The organism is Microbacterium sp. Bi128 (assembly GCF_918698205.1).
In genome coordinates, this window is the sequence record NZ_CAKKMM010001584.1 from 1 (window position 1) to 1,113 (window position 1,113).

At 65.6% G+C, this 1,113-nt stretch carries 1 protein-coding gene; it reads left to right on the forward strand.

What is annotated here, in order from left to right; translation table 11 throughout:
* Positions 1 to 64: 64 nt before the first annotated feature.
* Positions 65 to 1,113, forward strand: a 1,049-nt coding sequence (locus tag LQV45_RS34720; RefSeq protein ID WP_230012479.1) for an MBL fold metallo-hydrolase, incomplete at its 3' end; no start/stop codon positions are given.

Consider the following 1,113-nt stretch of genomic DNA (forward strand, 5'->3'; position numbering starts at 1 on the left):
CAGGTCACAGGTTCGCGCGCAATTAACGCACAATTTACGCAAGAAGAAGGTCCACGGGGGCGCCATGAAGCAGCAGCAGCCGAGCCTGAACTTCCTTGGTGCCACCGACACCGTGACCGGTTCACGCTACCTGATCGACGCCGGCGGCGGGCGCGTGCTGGTGGACTGCGGACTCTTCCAGGGCTATAAGCGCAGCCGCGAGCGCAACCGGGCGCCCTTTCCGGTGCCGCCGCGGTCCATCGACGCCGTGGTGCTGACCCACGCGCACCTGGACCACACCGGATATGTCCCTGCTCTGGTCAGGGGCGGGTTCGGCGGCCCCGTGTACGCCACGGCCGGCACCACAGACCTATGCAAACTCATCCTGCCGGACAGCGGCCACCTGCAGGAGGAGGAGGCCCGGTATGCCTCGCAGCGGGGGTCATCCGCGCATGATCCCGCCCTGCCCCTCTACACGGCTGCGGACGCCGTCGCGTCCCTCAACAGATTCAAAATCGTCGGGTTTGATGTTCCCCTTGACCTTGGCGGTGGCATGGAGTTGACGTTCGTGCCGGCCGGACACATCCTGGGGGCCGCCCAGGTGCACGTCCGGGTTGGCTCCCAGTCGGTGCACTTCACCGGGGACCTGGGCCGGGCCGATGACCCGTTCATGTATCCGCCCCGCCCGCTCGGCGAAACCGGCATCCTGGTGACCGAATCAACCTACGGCAACCGGAAACACTCCACTGAGGATCCGGAGAAGCTGCTGGGAGAGATCATCAACCGCGTCGCGAAGCGCGGAGGGGTCATCATGTTTGCCGCGTTCGCCGTCGGCCGGGCCGAAACGCTGATGCTGTACCTGTCCCGTCTCCTGCGCAAGGGCGCGATTCCTCGCATCCCGGTCTACCTCAACAGCCCCATGGCCATCGACGCCTCCGAAATGTACCAGCGCCACCCCGAAGAACACCGGCTCAAGCGGGAGGAATACGTGGACATGTACAAACTGGCCAAACTCACCCGCACCGTGGACGAATCCAAGTTGCTGAACCTGCGCGGCGGCCCCATGATCATCATCTCGGCCAGCGGCATGCTGACGGGCGGACGGATCCTGCACCACGTCGCGGCGTACGGCCC